This window comes from Myxococcus sp. MH1 (assembly GCF_059738865.1).
This window is the reverse complement of record NZ_AP026947.1, coordinates 5099969-5116629: the sequence shown is the minus strand read 5'-3', so window position 1 is coordinate 5116629 and position 16661 is coordinate 5099969. Positions and strand designations below refer to the sequence as shown.

Here is a 16661-nt window from a genome sequence, read left to right as displayed (position 1 = left end):
TGCGGGCCCGTTACGGACCGTACAGCGGCCGCAACGGGTGAGCGTTCAGTAACAGCGGCTCAGGCGTCCGTCACGCCCGAGGCGAGCTCCTCCACGTCATCCGCCAGGGCGGCTGCCCGCTCGGCGACAGCGTTCGGAATCTTGCGGCACCCCGCCAGCTCGCTGGCGAGCTTCCGGGCCATGGACGCCAGCTTGCGCACCTGGAGGCTCTCGGGGGGAGGCTCGGGCGGCGGCCGGGGGAAGCGCTCCGTGAACTCCTTCTTGAGCTCCGTCGGGTTCTTCTCCGGGCTCCAGATGCTGTCACGTAGGGATTTGTATTCAGTGGGAGACAACTGGCCACGCTCCTCGGCGTCGGCCAGCACTTCGATGACCTCGAAGGCGGGCGCCTTCTCCGGGAACTCCTGGGCCCGCAGCTCCTCCTCGGGCTCGTGCTTGGCCAGGAAGCTGAAGGAGCGGGTGAGCTTGAGGGCCGTCTGCTTCTTGATGTGCAGTTCCTTGAGGCAGTAGGCCTCGAAGGTGGGGTAGCCCCACTCCTCGAACTTCGCCTCGTCCCGGACGGTGACGAGCAGCTTGCCCAGCTCGGCCCAGGTGGACTTGAAGCGTTTGGCGGCGACCAGCACGGTGTGACGGAAGGTCCCCGGCGGCACGCTCAGCGCCTTCTTCGCGATTTCGGTCTCGGCAACGGATGCGGCGGACATGGCCCCGGTATGGGGCATGCCCGGGAGGTGGGCAAGAAAGTGGCCCTAGCCCCGCTTGCCGATGTTGAAGGACAGGCCGACGGTCGCCCGCTCCCCCTCGTAGGCCCGGAACGGCCACTTCTGCAGCTCCGTCAACAGGCACTCGTAGAGCGGGCCCTTCTTGAACTGGGGGTTGTCCACCCAGAGCTTGTTGACCTTGCCGTCGTTGCCGATGACGAACTCGAGCGGAATCTTCGCCGCGAGCCCCGGGCTGCGCTCGGCCTCTTCCTTGAAGCACTTGAAGAGCGTGGACTTGTTGCCGGCCACGACGCGGTTGATGGCGGACTGGTCGAACTGCTGCGCCACCTCCATGCCGTCCGGGTCCGTGCCCACGCTGCCCGCGGGGCGCGGCGGCCGGCGGTCATCGGTCCGGGACGCGGAGGCCACGGCGGTGGGCTTGCCGGTGGAGGCGCCCGTGGGCTTGGTGCCCGCGGGAGTACCGGGCTTCACGGCGCCCTGCGTCGGGTAGTCGAAGAGCTCCTCGTCGTCCTGCCGGGCCTGGGCCACGCGGATGACGGGGGCCTCCATCTCGATGCCCTCGAACTCGTCCTCGCCGAACCAGCCGTGCACCGCGGCGTTGCGCGCCACGTAGATGCCGACGGTGCCGAGCACCAGCGCCAGGCCCGCGGCCACGCCGCCGAGCACCAGCACGCGCTTGTGGTTCTTCTCCCGCTCCACCAGGACGGCCGCGTCCACGCGGGCGCGCGCCTCCGAGAGCGCCACGTGGACCTTGAAGGGCTCCACCTCGCGCATCGGATGGAAGTCCCGCTCGCCGGCCAGGGCCAGCGGGGACTCGGGGGTCAGCTCTCCTGTCTTGAGCTTCTCCACGATGACCGAGCCGCTGACAGGTCCGAGGACCAGGTCACCATGTCGGAAGAGCCACTGCCCATCCACGTCCGCCGCGAGTTCTTGTCCAGCCGCCATTTCGCGCGCGATTATCCCGTGTAACCCCGCGACCTCGCAACGCCGTGCTCACTTCGACCTCCAAGCGGATTCCCGTCGCACTGTGGATCTGGTACCGCGGCGGAAACTTCCGCGGCTTCCAGCGTCAGACGGAGGGCCCCACCGTCCAGGAGGCGCTCGAGACGGCGCTGCGAGCGGTGGGCGTCCCGGCCTCGGTGATGCCCTCGGGGCGGACGGACCGGGGCGTCCATGCCCGCATGCAGGTGGTGAGCGTCCGGCTGGAGGCCGGGGATTCGCCCGAGTCGCTGGCCAAAAGGCTCCCGGAGCACCTGCCGCCGGGGCTCGGGCTGTGCCTGGTCCGCCGGCCCCAGGGATTCCATGCCCAGTGGAGCGCCAGCGGCAAGGTGTACCGGTACCGGCTGCGGCTGGGGGGGGCCCAGACGGAGGACTGGGCACCCTACTCGCTCGACGTTCCGGGCGAGCCAGGGTTGTTGGGACGAGGCGGCGCCGTGACGCCCGAGCGGGTGGCGGCGCTGCTCGCCAGGGCCCAGGGGACGCGGGACTTCATCGCCTTCCATGAGAAGTCCAGTCCCCAGAAGCCGCGCACGCTGGAGTCCGCCACCCTGCACGAGCGGGGCGGAGGGCTGTACGAGGTGCGGCTGGTCGGGGACGGCTTTGCTCGCTACCAGGTGCGCTATCTGGTGGGGGGCGCGCTCAAGGTGGCGGCGGGGCTGTTGCCGGAGGAAGCATGGCACGCGGCCCTGGAGACGGGGGCAGCCATGGAGGGCTTCAAGGCGCCCGCGCACGGCCTGATGCTCTGGGAGGTCCACTACCCTCCGAAGGTGGATCCCTTCACGGCCCCAGAGCGTCTCCACCCTCCGGGGTTGCCGCCGGAGTCACCCTTCTCGGAGTGACACGGGGCTGGATCCACGAGCAGCTGTCAATCGACGAGCCGCTCCTCGTACTTCGCCAGCAGATCCGAGATGGCTTCCCGGAGGTACTCGCTCTGGCGGATGCGCGTGGAGCGCGACAGCTCCTTCAGGGCGTCGAGCTTCTCGCGGTTCAGCCGGAAGACCACTGAGGTGAGGCGGGGATTCAGTTCCAAGTGCGCAACCTCCTACAGATGCACACACCATCTCACAGCCCTTTCTGATCGCAAGATTTTCACTCGGATCCGCTGACCGGGAAGATCCACTGCACCCCGGTGAAGCCCTCGGCGTCGGCGCGCAGTCCGGATCCGAACCCGAGCGTGAGCCCGAGTCCCCCGTACACCGCGATCCGCTCCGAGAAGGTGTGTCGCAAACCGAAAGCTACGCGAGGCCCCACCCACGGCCCAGAAAACGGCCGCACGACAGCGCCGAGATCCACGAAGGACTGCCACGCCTCCATTCCGAAGACGCTCCGGAAGCCCCCCACCACGGAGAGATCCGGCCCGCGGAGGCTCCCTCGGATCAACACGAAGACCTCGTCCCCCCCGTGCCCCACCGAGAGGCTGGCCCCCAGATCCAGCTGGGCATCCAGCCCCTTCACCACGTCCGCGTCCGACTCGCCGATCAGCTCCGTGTAGGACAACCCCGGTCCGAGGATCAGCGAGAAGGAGCGCCGGTCCCGGTACGGCGAGTCCACGTACTCGGCGGCGTGGGCGAGGCCAGGGGTGAGCCCCAGGAGCACCACGCCCGCGGCGCCCATCAGCCAGGAGGACCGCTCGCGCCGCGAAGACTGCTCGACCGTCATGATCTGCTCCGGAGTCCCAGCGGCCTTGCGCGCCGGGCGGAGAAGGGAGTCCGGGATCAGCTCACCACGGGCAGCGCGAAGCTCGGCGTCGCGGGCTTCGTCACGCCAGCGGCCTCGTTCATCCGGCCCGAGCGGAACGGCTCCAGATCCAACGCCACGAACTTGAACCCCAGCGCCAGGAACGCGGTGTTGATCCTCTGGCGCACGTCGGCCGCGAGGAAGCGCTCGTACTCCTCGGCCGCCACCTCCAGCCGCGCCACCTCGCCGTGGTAGCGCACGCGGAACTGCCGGAAGCCCAGCTTGCGCAGCTCCGACTCGGCCGAGGCGATCTGCAACAGCCGCTCGCGCGTCACCGATGTCCCATACGGGATTCGCGACGCCAGGCACGCCATCTGCGGCTTGTCCCACGTGGGCAGCCCCAGCGCCTGGCTCCACGCGCGGATCTCCTCCTTCGTCAGGCCCGCCGCGGCGAGCGGAGACTCGACGGCGTGCTCCCGCGCCGCCTTGTGCCCCGGACGGTGATCCTTGAAGTCGTCCGCATTGAAGCCATCCAGCACCACCGCCAGCCCCAGCTCCTGGCGCCGCGCCTCGCAGAGGTCGTACAGCTCCGTCTTGCAGAAGTAGCACCGGTTGGTGGGGTTGGCCGCGTACGAGGGGTTCGCCAGCTCGTTGCTGCTCACCACCACGTGCCGGGCGCCCAGCTTCGTCGCCAGCGCCCTCGCCTCCTCCGCCTCCTCGGGGGCCACGGACGCCGACAGCGCCGTCAGCGCCAGCGCCCTCTCGCCCAGCTCCTCCACGGCGATCTTCAGCACGAACGTGGAGTCGACGCCGCCCGAGAACGCCACCAGCGCGCTGCCGTGGGTGCGCAGCGCGGCCCGCATGGCCTCCAGCTTGGGGCGCGACGACTCACACAGGGCTTGGATTCGCTCGGGGCTCAGCATGCTGGACTCCTAAAACGGAAGGGCCCCGGATTGCACGCGCATCGCGCGGCAACCTGGAGCCCTTGTCATGAACACCGACGGGGCCGGGTGCCGGCCCCCTTGCTCAGCGAGCCTTGCTCTTCGCCGCCGGCTTCTTCGCGGGGCTGGCGGGCTTGGCCACCCGGGCCGCGCGCGTGGCGGGACGGGACTTGGCGCCCTTGTCCGCCTTCGCGGGCTTGGCCTTCGTCGCGGCGGCCGGCTTCGGCTCCTCCGCGCGACGCGCCTTCACGCCGCCGTTCTTCTCCGGCTTCTCGGCCTTCTCGCCCTTGGCCGGCAGCGGGTTGGCCTTCATCTTCTTGCCGGTGATGATCTTCAGCTCCTCGGTGGACATGTAGCCGAGGTCCAGGAGCGACTGGAAGATCTTCGCGGCGCCGTCCTCCACCGACTCGACGTCCGAGTGGATGGTGACCTCCGGCGACGTGGGCGGCTCGTACGGCTCCGTGATCCCGATGAAGTTGGGGATCTCCCCGTTGAGAGCCTTCTTGTAGCGGCCCGTGCTGTCACGCTCGATCAGCTTCTCGGTGGGGCAGTCGACGTAGACCTCCACGTAGCGGCCGATGGCGCGGCGGTTCTCCTCGCGCTTCGCCTTGTACGGGCTCACGCAGGGCACCAGCGCCGCGACGCCGTTGCGCGTCAGCACGTTCGCCACGAAGCCGAGCCGGCCCGCGATGACATTGCGCTCGTCCTTCGAGTCGCCCAGCCCCGCCCACAGCTCATCGGCGAGCTCACCCTCGTCGAGAATCTCCACGTGACGGCCCACCTGACGGAGCCGCGCCGCGATGTACGCGGCAGTGGTGGTCTTCCCCGTACCGGACATGCCGGTCAGCCAAAGGGTGAATCCAGTGTTGGAGGCCATAAGGATTTTCAACTCCCTGCGTCCGGAGCGCTTCTTGCACGCCGCGTTGGGACGCCGCAGATCCAGAAGATGCGCGTGGTTATAGACGAAAACCCACGCACTTGACAATTCACGCGCACCTTTCCGCAGGTAGGGGTAACGGGCAGCCAAGTGCCTGCACCTCCTCGGCTTTTTCGTTCTTGCAATGCGGGATTCAAACCTGTCGCGTTCGAAATTCTCCCCCGCTCCACTCGTACTCACACACGCAGGTGACACAGCCTCGGTGTACGGATGCGATGAGGTAGGAAACTCCCGGCAGCAGCGGATGCCCTGTCGGGGCCGCCCAGGCCCGATCTTCCGGGGAAAAGGTGGGAGGGCTGTCGACATGTGAGTGGAAGACGGCGGTGATCCGCTCGCCACTCGACTCCGCTTCGAGGCACACCTTCAACCACTCGTGGGGCTCGAAGGTGTACGCCACGGAGGGCCTGGGAGACACGTTTCGCAGGGGCAGGACGCGGGCGGCGCTGGACGACGCCAGGATCACGCCACAGCCCTCCAGGGGATAGGACGCCTCCAGGTGACGGAGCACCTGCGTGCGCACCGGCTCCGGCCAGCGCGGATCCACCCAGGGGTTCACGGCTCGGCGCGAGCGGCGCAGCGCGAGCAGCGACGCAGCGCCATCTCCTCCAGGCCCCCCGGAGGCACCAGCCAACGCCCTCCCAGCGGGGGGGCCAGGCCCAGGCGGAGGTTCTGGAAGATCATCGCGCCCAGGGCTCCGAGCGCCACGCCCAGCGCGCCATCCGGCGGCGAGCCCAGGTGCCGCACCGTCTCGCCGAAGCACCACACACAGCCTTCGCTTCCTCGGAACACGACGCCGGCCCTCGCGCCGTCGCCGCAGAGGGCCACCCAGGGGGCCTCGCCGCTCCAGGCCGTGGGCAGCTCGGCCAGGAGGCCTCCCCGACGCTCGGGGTTCGCGGCGTCCGGGTTCAGCGCGGGGACCTCGCGGGCCAGGGTCTCCGGGACGGGCTGTCCCACGTCCCCGGCCGACACCAGGAAGCCGGGAGCCCACGGGCCCAGGGTCAGCGAGCCCACGCCCGCGACCGGGGTTCCTCCTCCCGCCAGGTACGCCGTCGCCGTCATCCCCGAGGCGCCCGTGGCATCCACGCGCGCGGGGCCCGTCAGGAGCGCTTCCTGACCTCGACCGCCGACATCGCGCAGGAGGATCTGCCGCGAGTAGCGCTGGATCTGATCTTCACGCAGAGCCATGCGCCCTCACCCTCCCGCCATCGCGGGGATGAGCGTGAGCCGGTCCGCGTCCTTCACGGGCGTGTCCAGCTCGCGAAGCGCGCGGATGTCGTCCTCGTTGAGGAAGACGTTGACGTAGCGCCGCACGGCGCCGCGCTCGTCGAGCAGCTTCGCGCCGATACCGGGGTAGCTCGCATCCAGGTTCGCGAGCACCTCGCGCACGGTGGTGCCCGGGACCACCACGTCCGCCTGGTTGCGCGTCAGCGTGCGCATCGTCGAGGGAATCCGAATCGTCGCCATGAACCACTCACCTTCCCTGCTTGCGCAGCACCAGCCGATGCGTCCCGTCGTCGCGAGCCTCGAGTGACACCACCTCGTGCCCCTCTTCCCGCGCGCTGCGGGGGACGTTCTTCAGCGGCTCGGCGCCTCGGAGGAGGACCTCCAGCAGCGCGCCCGGCTCGAGGGACTCCAGCCGCAGCTTCGTGCGCACGTAGGTCATCGGACAGACCTCGCGCGTGATGTCCAGCGTCGCCGTCGTGTCACCCATGCGAGTGCCCCGACTCCGTGAGGGCACGAGCGCCAGCGCCCTCCCGCGGCGTCGACGCGTCACCGACTGCACGAGGGTGCATGGAACGTCGCCTCGAGCAGCCGTTCACTCGGGGCCAGGAACGAGACACCGTCGCTCCACCGCGACGCGTGTCCTGGTCCGACCACCTCCCAGCCAGCCGCGAACGTGTCCTCTCCCGCGCACCTTTCGCGTACGCCAGGCTCGGACACGCCTTCACCTTCGCCTCGAATCCAACCACGCGCCCCATCGCCCCCGCGCCGCACCGACTCATCGCGCGCATGCCGAGGCCTCGTCCGGGAAGCTCGGAACGGCGGTGACCTGACAGCCCGGGCACTCCTCCGCGCGAGTCACCCGCGTCACGCGCCCCAGCATCGTCCGCCCGTCCAGCACATGCAGCGCCGTCTCACCCGGTACCCGCCGCGCCGCGCCCGCCAGCAGCTCCAGCACGAGCAGCGCCTGCACCGAGCCCACCAGCCCCGCCAGCGAGCCGAGCACCCCCGCCTGCGCACACGTGGGCACCGAGTCCGGCGGAGGCGGAGCCTCGTAGAGACAGCGCAGGCACGGGCCACCCGGCTCCACGCGCATCGCCTGCCCCTGCATCCGCAGCACGCCGCCGTACACGAGCGGCACGCCGGTCAGCACCGCCACGTCCGAGAGGAAGAACTTCGTCGCCACGCCATCGGTCGCGTCGATGACCGCGTCGTGTGAGCGGAACAGGCCCTCCGCGTTGTCCGCGTCCACGCGCTCGGGCAGCACCTCCGTGCTCAGCCCGGGAAACGCCCTGGAGAGCCCCGCCGCGGCGGACTCCGCCTTGTTGCGGCCCACATCCTCGGCGCGGTGCCACAGCTGTCGGGGCAGGTTCGTCACGTCCACGCGGTCTGGATCCGCCAGCGTCAGGTGGCCGACACCGGCCTGGGCGAGCGCCAGGGAGACGGGGCAGCCGAGCCCGCCTGCTCCCACGACGAGCACCCGCGCGCGCTCAATCCGGGACGCGTGGGGAATGCGGGGATGGTGGTGTTCTTCTGGGCCGTGCATCGAATGCTGCTCCGCGAAGGCGGATGCGAATAACGTGCGGACCCCTGCGTCGCATCAGGCGACCGTTGGGCGCAGGCGCCCCTACCAGCTGCCACACATATGAAAAACCTGACCGGCGTGCTCGTCTTTTCCACCACCCTGTTGCTCATGCTCGGGTGCCACAAGAACACCGGCGAGACCGCCGGCCCCGCGGATGCGGCGACCCAGCCCTCCGCCGAGGCCACGGCCCCCGCCGAGGCCACGGCCCCCGCCGAGGCGACGAAGCTCGTCGACAGCGGCTCCACCCTCGAGGCCCCCATCGCGGGCGCCGAGAAGACCGGGACGGACTCCGGCACGCTCGTCGCCGGGTCCCCCGACGCGTCCACCCCGGCCGAGGGGACGAACCTCAAGGACGCGGGGGCTCCCGAGTCCCGCCGCGCCGCGCTCGAGGCGTGCGTGGACCGCTGGCTGAAGAAGCAGAACCTGGACCCGTACGGCAACAAGGAGGGCACGATGTACGCGGGCGGCACGCCCCTCTTCGACGAGCGCACCGGCGAGTCCACGGACCGGCTGGAGTTCATCTTCCGGAGCAGGCCCGAGGCCCGCAAGGTCTGCATGCAGCCATCCTCCCGATGACGGAGGCGCGCGGGGACACCCGTCCGCCTTCTCGCTCGCCGAGAAGGTGAACGGACCACCCCAGGGATTCCCGCACACCCGGCGGCTCTCGTAAGCTGCCGGCCCAATGGATTCGAATCTCGCCCTGGGCGAGGAGACCCCGGCCAATGACCTGCGTGCGCGCGTGCGCGAGGTCCTCTCGCGCCGCAAGCTGACGGACAGCGTCTCCACGGAGCAGGCCACCGCGTCCTGGGAGCAGGACCGGTTCGTCGCCCGGGCCCGCGCCCTCTTCTACGCCCGCATGATGTTCCTCACGCTGGGACTGCTCATCCTGGCGGTGCCCACGTGGAGCGGCTACTTCGGCCTCACCGGAGCCCTCTCCTTCCTGGGCTACTTCACGATGCTGCTCTACAGCGTCGCGAACCTGCTGGTCATCGACCACCCCAAGGCCGGCCGCTGGGTGACGTACACCACGCTGTGCCTGGACCTGGTCATCCTGGTGGTGCTCATCGCCAAGCCCCAGGTGGGCGGCGGTCTGCAGAGCCCGCTGCTCGCCACCCAGCTGCTCTTCACCACGCTGTTCTCCATCCTCTACCCCAAGCCGCTCGCCATCCTCCCGCCGCTGCTCGCGCTGCCGATCACGACGCGGCTGGACCTGCTGCTCAACCGCAACGTGACGGCGGTGGAGCTGCTCACGCTGCTCTGGTACCTGGCGCTCAACTTCATCATCGTCTACGTGCTCGTATACCTGAACGAGCGCGAGGCCGCGGCCCACCGCGAAGTCGTCGCGCTCCAGGGGGACCTCAAGGAGCTGGCCGTCGTCGAGGAGCGCAACCGCCTGGCGCGGGAGATCCACGACGGCCTGGGCGCGTCGCTCTCCTCGATGATCATCCAGGCCGAGTACATCCTGAACCTCGCGCGCGAGGACGGGCTGCGCGAGGAGATCCGCGAGCTGAAGGCCACCGCGGAGGAGTCCATCGACGAGCTGCGGCGCAACCTGCGGATGATGCGCGAGGACTTCGAGCTGTCGCAGGGCCTGGAGGACTACGCCAAGACGTTCCAGGAGCGCACGGGCCTGCCCATCCGCTTCGAGCGCACGGGCGCGCAGCGCAAGCTGTCCCCCGACGTGCAGCTGGCCCTCTTCCGCATCCTGCAGGAGTGCCTCTCCAACGCGGTGAAGCACGCCGAGCCGAAGCTCGTGCAGGTGAAGCTCGACTACGGCGAGGACCGCGTGCACCTCATCGTCCAGGATGACGGCAAGGGCTTCGACCCGAAGCACACGCCGCGGGGCCACTACGGCCTGCTCAACATGCGCGAGCGCGCCATGAAGCTCGGTGGTCAGCTCATCGTCGATTCGTCACCCGGCTCGGGCGCCCAGGTGGCCTTCTCCCTTCCCTGCCCCCCGACATGACCGGAGCCCCCGTGGACGCCCCGCAGCCTCCCTCCACTCCCGCGCAGCCGCCCATCCGCGTGTTCGTCGTCGAGGACCAGACCAAGATCCTCAAGAACCAGCTGCGCCTCTTCGAGGGCCACCCGGAGATCGACATCGTCGGCACCGCGCTGTCCGGCGAGGCCGCGCTGGAGGACGTGCCCCGGCTGATGCCGGACGTGCTGCTGCTCGACCTCGGCCTGCCGCGCATGAGCGGCATCGACGTCACGCGGGAGATCAAGGCCGTCTACCCGAAGATGGAGATCCTCATCTTCACCATCTTCGACGAGGAGGACAAAGTGCTGGAGGCCGTGAAGGCGGGCGCCTCCGGCTACATGCTCAAGGGCTCTCCGGTCGACAAGATCATCGAGGCCATCAAGGAGGTCCGCGCGGGGGGCACCGTCATCCAGCCCAACCTGGCCCGCAGGCTCCTGCGGCACTTCCGCGTGGAGCCGGACGCCACGCCCGTCCCCTCCGAGCCGCTGGCCGCCGCCCCCGCCGCCCCGCGTCCGGAGGCCCCCGCGCCCACGCCCGCCGAGAGCGCCTCCGCCGAGGAGCCGCTGCTCAAGCCCCTGTCGGACCGCGAGCGCGAGATCCTCCAGCTCATCGCCAAGGGCGTCTCCAACAGCGAGGCCGCCCGGCTCCTCAACCTCAGCAAGGCCACCATCCGCACGCACCTGGAGCACATCTACCGGAAGCTCGAGGTGACCAACCGCGTCGAGGCCGTCACCGAGGGCATCCGCAAGGGCCTCATCTCCGTCTGAGCCGTCGCGAATCCACCGTGGCCCGTGGCCCGGAGTGGCGCGAAGCGCGCCGCACCGGGCCTTCGTGCGTCAGGGCCTCGTCGAACCCGCGGCCTCGATGACCAGGTCCGCGTAGCGGTTCAAGGGGTCATCGGGCGAGGTGCCGTCGCGGAAGTAGAAGGTGTGGTCATCCCACGCGTCGGGTCGGGCGTCGTTGGCGAACATCCACAGCGCGCCGCCGCCCACGCCCACGCCGCGCATGCACTCCAGCCAGCCGCGATACAGCGCGCGACGCTGGGACAAATCCAGATCCCCCGCGTTGCGCAGGCCCAGCTCCCCCACCAGCAGCGGCTTGCCCAGGCCGTGCGCGATGGCCGCGTGCTCGCGAATCCACCGGGCCCCCGCCTCCGCCGTGCCCGCGCCATCCAGCCCCCACGACTCCGGATAGAAGTGCACCGACGCGAAGTCGATGTACGGCGACGCCGTGTTGCGCGTGAAGCTGGAGCCCGGCGTGCGCAGCATCGTCGTCCCCAGGCGGGACCAGTAGGCGCCGTCGTACCCTTCCGACGAGGGCTCGAAGCCCTCCTCGCCCGTGCCCACCAGGTGCCCCGGGGCTCGCGACTTCACCTCGCGCGCCATCTCGTCGACCCACGCGCGCAGCTTCTCGCCGCGCGCATCCAGCCCCCGCCCCCGAGGCTCGTTGAGCAGCTCCCACGCCAGCACCGCCGGATGGTCGCCGTAGCGGATGCCGTCCTCGGTGTTCACCCGCTCCAACGTCCGCGCCAGGTGCTCCTTGTAGAGCGCCCGGACGACGGGCTCGGTGAAGAAGCGCGGGTCCCCCTGCACCGGGTTCGGCAGCCCCGCCCAGCTCACGTACTGGCGCGTACCACCATAGGCATCCCAGTAGTTGCCCAGCGTGAGCACCAGCCGGACCCCATGCGCCCGGGCCCGGGCGAGCACGCGGTCCAGCCCTCGCAGGGCGACCTCGTCGTACTGGAGCGGCGCGACCTGGATGGTGCTGTCCCCCACCTTCTCCGGCGCCTCGTTGTGCCCGTTGGTCCGGAGCGCCACGACGCCCATCGCGGCGGCCTTGGCGAACACCTCCTCGACGATGGGTGAGTCGGACAGGCCCCGGCGCACATCGCGCGCGGCCTCCTCCTGGAGGAAGTAGGCGTTGAGCACCATGCTCGTCGCGGGCAGCCGCCCCAGCCGCTGCGGTGGAGCGCTCCCACAGTCGGCCGCCGCGGCCTCGAGCATCACGGGCTCTCCCTCGCCACACGCGCACAGCAGGAAGAGGGGCGTGAGACACAGGAGCCAGCGCCGTGAAGACATGGAGCCCATGGTAACGGATGGGCTAGGTTGATGCCCGACATGGAGCTCCGACTCGAAGGCGTGTCCAAGACGTACCCCAACGGTACGCGTGCGTTGAACGACGTCACCCTCACCATCCCGCGCGGGATGTTCGGGCTGCTGGGGCCCAACGGCGCTGGAAAGTCGACGCTCATGCGCTCCATCGCCACGCTGCAGGACGTGGACGGTGGGACGATGACCTTCGACGGCATCGACGTGCGACGTGACAAGGACCGGCTGCGCGACGTGCTCGGCTTCCTGCCGCAGGACTTCGGCGTATACCCGAAGGTGACGGCCTGGGACATGCTGGACCACCTGGCGCAGCTCAAGGGCCTGGCCCAGCGGCGCGCGCGCCACGACGCGGTGAAGGCGCTGCTCACCAAGGTGAACCTGTGGGAGCACCGCGACCGCAGGCTCGGCGGCTTCTCCGGCGGCATGAAGCAGCGCTTCGGCATCGCCCAGGCGCTGCTCGGAGACCCCAAGCTGCTCATCGTCGACGAGCCCACCGCGGGCCTGGACCCCGCCGAGCGCTTCCGCTTCCACAACCTGCTGGCGGAGATCAGCTCGGACGTGGTGGTGCTGCTGTCCACGCACATCGTGTCGGACGTGGCGGACCTCTGTCAGGACATGGCCGTGCTGGCGCAGGGCCGCGTGGTGGCGAGCGGCCACCCGCTGAAGCTGGTGGACCAGCTGCGAGGCCGGGTGTGGAAGCGCTTCGTCACGAGCCAGGAGGAGCTCGACGCGCTGTCGAAGCAGCTGGAGGTCATCGCCGTGCGGCGCGTGGCGGGACAGCGACTGGTGCACGTACACGCCCCGAGCGCGCCCGAGGGCTTCGAGGCGGCGAGCCCCGACCTGGAGGACGTCTACTTCCACGCGCTGTCCGGCGCGTCGAAGGCGGCGTGACATGTTCAGCGCACTCGTGACCTTCGAGCTGCGTCGCCGGGTCAAGATGATCTCGACCTGGGTGTACGCGGCGGTGCTCGCCGGCGCCGGCCTGTTGCTGATGCTGGCGACCGGCGGCGTCTTCAGGAACATCAGCGCCAGCTCCGGCGCCGAGCGCGTGCTGGCCAACAGCCCGTACACGCTCTTCAACTTCATCACCGTGCTGGGCCTGTTCGCCCTCCTCATGGTGGCGGCCGTCTTCGGCCAGGCCGCATACCAGGACTTCGGCCACGGCACGTGGATGCTCATCTTCACGAAGAACGTGAAGAAGGTGCCGTATCTGCTGGGCCGCTTCCTCGGCGCGTTCGTCTTCAGCGCGGTGCTGATGTTGTCCATCATCCCGGGCCTGCTGGTGGGCGCCGGCGTCGTGTGGCTCATCGACAAGACCCAGCTGGCGCCCCACCAGTCCCTCGCCTACCTGTGGCCGTACGTGGTGGGCGTATGGCCCACGCTGTTCTTCGCGGGCACGGTGTTCTTCTCACTGGCCGCGCTCACGCGCCGCATGGCCCCCGTGTACGTGGGCGTCGTCGTGCTGGTGCTGGGCTACCTGGCGCTCAGCTCCGCCATGTCCGACGTGGCCAACCGGCCGCTGGGCTCCATCCTGGACCCGTTCGGGTTCATCACCGTCGACAACGTGACGCGCTACTGGACCCCCGCCGAGCGCAACCGCGACCTGATTCCGTTCAGCGGGGTGCTGCTCGTCAACCGGCTGTTGTGGTCCACCGTGGGCGCGCTGCTGTTGGGCCTCACGGTGCTGCGCTTCCGGCCCGAGGTGGAGGAGCACCGCGGTGGCCGCGCGACGAAGGCGGAGGAGGCGCCCCAGGCGCCCGTGGGCATCCCCACCACTCGGGCCGCGCCGACCTTTGGCAGCTGGGCGCGCACGGCCGCGGCGTCCGCGTGGCTGGCCTTCCGGGACGTGCTGCGCTCGCCGGTGTACTGGTCCTTCGTGGTGGCGGGGCTCATCTTCGTCACGCTGGGCGCGCTGGTGTCCAAGCAGCTCTACGGCACCTCGACGTGGCCCGTGACGTGGCAGGCGCTGGAGGTGGCGACGGGCACCTTCAAGCCCTTCGTGCTCATCACCCTCACCTTCTACGCCGGTGAGCTGGTGTGGAAGGAGCGCGACGCGGGCCTGGGCGACATCGTGGACGCGACGCGGGCCCCGACGTGGGTGGGCTATGCGTCCAAGCTCGGCGCGCTGCTGCTCGTGGTGCTCTCGCTCAAGGTGGTGGTCGCGCTCGCGGTGCTCATCACGCAGGTGAGCCGGGGCTTCTTCCAGATTGAATGGTGCCTGTACTTCACGGACATCGTCCTGGTGGACTTCACGCACGAGGTGCTCCTGTGCGTGCTGGCCTTCTTCGCGCAGGTGCTCATCCACCAGAAGTACCTGGCGTACCTGGTCATGGTCATCCACTTCGCCTCGCAGGCCGCGCTGGGCCTGTTCGGCGTGGAGGACCGGCTGGTGCGCTACGGCTCGGACACGGGCGTGCTGTACTCGGACATGAACGGCTACGGCCACTTCGTGTCCAACCTCGTGTGGTTCCGCCTGTACTGGTACGCGCTCGCGGTGCTGCTCGTCGCGGTGGGCTACCTGCTCATCGTGCGGGGACGCACCACGCGGTGGAAGGAGCGGCTGCGCGAGGCGCGGGCCCGACAGAGCTGGGCGTGGACGGCCGGCGCCAGCGTGGCGCTGCTGGCGTTCCTGGGGCTGGGCGGCTTCATCACGTACCAGACCCGCGTGGTCAACCCGTTCGTCACCGAGAAGGACATGGAGCGCGCGCGGGCCCGCTATGAGAAGGAGTACAAGTCCTTCCTCGCCCTGCCCCACCCGCGCGTGACGGACGTGGACGTGACGTTCCACATCCATCCGGAGGAGCAGCGGCTGGAGGCGCTCGGCACCTACCGGCTGCGCAACAAGACGCAGGAGCCCATCGCCAAGGTGCTGCTCGACATGCCCACCGACGTGCGCGTGCGCAAGCTGAGCCTCGCGGGCGCCGAGCGCACGGAGCCCACGGACCGGGAGCTGGGCCTGTTCGTCCTGGAGCTGCCCACGCCGCTGGCCCCGGGCGCGGAGGCCGAGCTGGTCTTCGACCTGGAGTTCCACGCGAAGCGCCTGAAGCACGGGGCAGCGCGCACGGACATCGTGAGCAACGGCACCTTCTTCAACAGCGGCAACCTGCCGACGCTCGGCTACCAGGAGGACTCGGAGCTGTCCGAGGACAAGGACCGCAAGGAGTACGGGCTCGCGCCCAAGGAGCGGCTGCCGGACCGGGATGACCCGAAGGCGCTGGCGAACAACTACATCACGCCCGACGCGGACTTCGTCTCCTTCCAGGCCACGGTGAGCACGTCACCGGACCAGATCGCCATCGCCCCGGGATACCTGGAGAAGGAGTGGACCGTGGGGGACCGGCGCTTCTTCCGCTACAAGATGGACCAGCCCATCCTGAAGTTCTACTCGGTGCTGTCCGCGCGCTACGAGGTGATGCGCGACACGTGGAAGGGCGTGGCGCTGGAGATCTACCACCACCCCACGCACACGTACGTGCTGGACCGGATGATGCGCGGCATGAAGGACGCGCTGGCGTACTGCTCGGAGAACTTCGGGCCGTACCAGCACCGCCAGGCGCGCATCCTGGAGTTCCCCCGCTACGGGAGCTTCGCGCAGTCGTTCCCCAACACGATTCCGTACTCGGAGGCGGTGGGCTTCATCGCCCGCGTGCGCGACGGCAGCCCGGACGACGTCGACTACCCGTACTACATCACCGCGCATGAGATCGCCCATCAGTGGTGGGCGCACCAGGTGGTGGGCGGGCGCGCGCAGGGTGCCACGATGACGTCGGAGACGATGGCGCAGTACGCCGCGCTGATGGTGATGAAGCACCGCTTCGGCGCGACGAAGATGAAGCGCTTCCTCAAGTTCGAGCTGGACAGCTACCTGATGGGCCGCGCGATGGAGCGCAAGAAGGAGGTGCCCCTGTCGCGGGTGGAGAACCAGCCGTACATCCACTACCAGAAGGGCAGCCTCGCCATGTACGCGCTGCAGGACTTCATCGGCGAGGAGCGCGTCAACCGCGCGTTGAAGCGCTACGTGGAGAAGGTCCGCTTCCAGGGGCCTCCGTACACGGGCTCCGCGGAGCTGATCGGCTTCCTGCGCGAGGAGACGCCGCCGGAGTACCAGTACCTGCTCGAGGACCTCTTCGAGACCATCACCCTGTACGACAACCGGGCGGTGTCCGCGACGATGCGGCAGAACGCGCAGGGCGCCTGGGACGTCACGCTCAAGGTCATCGCGAAGAAGTACCGCAGCGACGACAAGGGCGAGCAGACGGAGCTGAAGTTCTCCGACTGGATGGACGTGGGCGCGCTCGACGAGGACGGCAACGCGGTGTTCCTGGAGAAGCGCCAGGTGGGCCCGGGTGAATCCGAGCTGAGCTTCACGGTGCCGGTGAAGCCCGTGGAGGTCGGTATCGATCCGCTCAACAAGCTCATCGACCGCACGTCACAGGACAACGTGACGGAGCCCACGGAGGGCGCGGCCGTGGCGCTGGGCACGCCCCAGCCCTGAG

18 protein-coding genes are annotated in these 16661 nt (G+C 69.5%); 6 read left to right on the top strand and 12 right to left on the bottom strand.

What is annotated here, in order from left to right; all coding sequences use genetic code 11:
* Positions 1–59: 59 nt before the first annotated feature.
* Complete coding sequence (locus tag AC6JA9_RS20395; protein WP_223784435.1) at positions 60–716, bottom strand: hypothetical protein; 657 nt, start codon at positions 714–716, stop codon at positions 60–62.
* 27 nt (positions 717–743) lie between these two features.
* Positions 744–1661, bottom strand: coding sequence for an AgmX/PglI C-terminal domain-containing protein (locus tag AC6JA9_RS20390; protein WP_408890529.1), 918 nt, complete (start codon positions 1659–1661; stop codon positions 744–746).
* Between the two features lie 44 nt (positions 1662–1705).
* Between AC6JA9_RS20390 and AC6JA9_RS20385 the strand changes: the two genes are divergently transcribed.
* A complete protein-coding gene (locus AC6JA9_RS20385; RefSeq protein WP_497960476.1) occupies positions 1706–2554 on the top strand; it encodes a tRNA pseudouridine synthase A in 849 nt (282 codons plus the stop codon).
* Between the two features lie 26 nt (positions 2555–2580).
* On the opposite strand, the gene AC6JA9_RS20380 is transcribed toward AC6JA9_RS20385, so the two are convergent.
* From AC6JA9_RS20380 to AC6JA9_RS20340, 9 genes are all read right to left on the bottom strand, one after another.
* Positions 2581–2745, bottom strand: a complete 165-nt coding sequence (locus AC6JA9_RS20380; protein ID WP_074956984.1) for a ribbon-helix-helix domain-containing protein — start codon at positions 2743–2745, stop codon at positions 2581–2583.
* 59 nt (positions 2746–2804) lie between these two features.
* A complete protein-coding gene (locus tag AC6JA9_RS20375) occupies positions 2805–3329 on the bottom strand; it encodes a hypothetical protein (protein WP_426749036.1) in 525 nt (174 codons plus the stop codon).
* Positions 3330–3430: 101 nt separating this feature from the next.
* On the bottom strand, positions 3431–4315 hold the full coding sequence (gene larE / locus AC6JA9_RS20370) for an ATP-dependent sacrificial sulfur transferase LarE (RefSeq protein ID WP_223749926.1): 885 nt from the start codon (positions 4313–4315) through the stop codon (positions 3431–3433).
* 103 nt (positions 4316–4418) lie between these two features.
* Positions 4419–5210, bottom strand: a complete 792-nt coding sequence (gene cysC / locus AC6JA9_RS20365) for an adenylyl-sulfate kinase (RefSeq protein ID WP_408890531.1) — start codon at positions 5208–5210, stop codon at positions 4419–4421.
* A gap of 193 nt (positions 5211–5403) precedes the next feature.
* Positions 5404–5790: a M67 family metallopeptidase gene (locus AC6JA9_RS20360; RefSeq protein WP_497960722.1), complete on the bottom strand. Its 387-nt coding sequence runs from the start codon at positions 5788–5790 to the stop codon at positions 5404–5406.
* A 32-nt stretch (positions 5791–5822) separates the two neighbouring features.
* Complete coding sequence (locus AC6JA9_RS20355; protein WP_248545635.1) at positions 5823–6455, bottom strand: HesA/MoeB/ThiF family protein; 633 nt, start codon at positions 6453–6455, stop codon at positions 5823–5825.
* 6 nt (positions 6456–6461) lie between these two features.
* Positions 6462–6734, bottom strand: coding sequence for a MoaD/ThiS family protein (locus AC6JA9_RS20350; protein WP_223749929.1), 273 nt, complete (start codon positions 6732–6734; stop codon positions 6462–6464).
* A 7-nt stretch (positions 6735–6741) separates the two neighbouring features.
* On the bottom strand, positions 6742–6981 hold the full coding sequence (locus tag AC6JA9_RS20345) for a sulfurtransferase TusA family protein (RefSeq protein WP_223749930.1): 240 nt from the start codon (positions 6979–6981) through the stop codon (positions 6742–6744).
* A gap of 288 nt (positions 6982–7269) precedes the next feature.
* Positions 7270–8037: a HesA/MoeB/ThiF family protein gene (locus AC6JA9_RS20340; RefSeq protein WP_408890535.1), complete on the bottom strand. Its 768-nt coding sequence runs from the start codon at positions 8035–8037 to the stop codon at positions 7270–7272.
* A 99-nt stretch (positions 8038–8136) separates the two neighbouring features.
* Between AC6JA9_RS20340 and AC6JA9_RS20335 the strand changes: the two genes are divergently transcribed.
* The 3 genes from AC6JA9_RS20335 to AC6JA9_RS20325 all read left to right on the top strand — a co-directional run bounded on the left by AC6JA9_RS20335 (position 8137) and on the right by AC6JA9_RS20325 (position 10824).
* Positions 8137–8652 carry a hypothetical protein gene (locus AC6JA9_RS20335; RefSeq protein WP_408890536.1) on the top strand — a complete coding sequence of 172 codons (516 nt, stop codon included), beginning with the start codon at positions 8137–8139 and terminating at the stop codon, positions 8650–8652.
* Between the two features lie 106 nt (positions 8653–8758).
* Positions 8759–10042: a sensor histidine kinase gene (locus AC6JA9_RS20330; RefSeq protein ID WP_046713561.1), complete on the top strand. Its 1284-nt coding sequence runs from the start codon at positions 8759–8761 to the stop codon at positions 10040–10042.
* Complete coding sequence (locus AC6JA9_RS20325) at positions 10039–10824, top strand: response regulator (RefSeq protein ID WP_223749933.1); 786 nt, start codon at positions 10039–10041, stop codon at positions 10822–10824. Before AC6JA9_RS20330 ends, AC6JA9_RS20325 begins: the two co-directional genes overlap by 4 nt.
* 69 nt (positions 10825–10893) lie before the next feature.
* On the opposite strand, the gene AC6JA9_RS20320 is transcribed toward AC6JA9_RS20325, so the two are convergent.
* Positions 10894–12135: a glycoside hydrolase 5 family protein gene (locus tag AC6JA9_RS20320; RefSeq protein ID WP_497960471.1), complete on the bottom strand. Its 1242-nt coding sequence runs from the start codon at positions 12133–12135 to the stop codon at positions 10894–10896.
* A 39-nt stretch (positions 12136–12174) separates the two neighbouring features.
* Here AC6JA9_RS20320 and AC6JA9_RS20315 point away from each other — a divergent pair, with 39 nt between their 5' ends.
* On the top strand, positions 12175–13056 hold the full coding sequence (locus AC6JA9_RS20315) for an ABC transporter ATP-binding protein (protein ID WP_267696339.1): 882 nt from the start codon (positions 12175–12177) through the stop codon (positions 13054–13056).
* Between the two features lies 1 nt (position 13057).
* Positions 13058–16660 carry an ABC transporter permease/M1 family aminopeptidase gene (locus AC6JA9_RS20310; protein ID WP_408890539.1) on the top strand — a complete coding sequence of 1201 codons (3603 nt, stop codon included), beginning with the start codon at positions 13058–13060 and terminating at the stop codon, positions 16658–16660.
* Position 16661: the final 1 nt, after the last annotated feature.